Raw genomic sequence first — 536 nt, 5'->3', positions numbered from 1 at the left:
TGAAGAATACAAAAAAGGAGATTTGTCAACAGACTTTTTGAAACGATATGGAATTTTAGATAGATTGACAGCCGATATCAAAGCAGACAAGGAAACAAACAAAGATGCTGCTTTGGCTGCAGCCGTTATTCATTCGGAATACTTTAAAAGCAGAGTAAAGTCCACAACCGAAAATAGCACACGTTGGAAGAGCCAACTCGATTGAAGCAATGGAATACAAAATAGAAGACATTGAGGGAACATTCAATGGAGAAATTATAGAAAACTCAGGTAATTCAGAATATGTAATTAAAATAAACGACAGAGAACAAAATTTGAAAATTTTAAACATGGATACTCGTGGAATAGAATTTATTTTAGATCAAAAATATCACCAGGTCAAATATCTTGAAAGTACTACATCTAAGATGAATCTTGTTGTAGATGGAATTCCAATGACTTTGAATCTACACGCAAATCTCGATGAAATTGGTTACAAACTCTCTGGAGGAGCAGAAGTCAGTGATTCACAACTTACACTAAGAAGCCAAATCCCA

At 34.3% G+C, this 536-nt stretch carries 2 protein-coding genes; both read left to right on the top strand.

The window, feature by feature from the left end:
* A partial coding sequence (locus V3W49_RS23025; protein ID WP_500148306.1) for a hypothetical protein occupies nucleotides 1-205 on the top strand: 205 nt, incomplete at its 5' end.
* A 4-nt stretch (nucleotides 206-209) separates the two neighbouring features.
* Nucleotides 210-536 (top strand): hypothetical protein (locus V3W49_RS23020; RefSeq protein WP_500148305.1); only part of this gene is annotated, 327 nt, incomplete at its 3' end.

It is taken from the genome of Rosenbergiella sp. YN46, assembly GCF_036620675.1.
Taxonomy (GTDB): domain Bacteria; phylum Pseudomonadota; class Gammaproteobacteria; order Enterobacterales; family Enterobacteriaceae; genus Jejubacter.
This window is presented reverse-complemented; position numbering and strand designations above follow the sequence as displayed.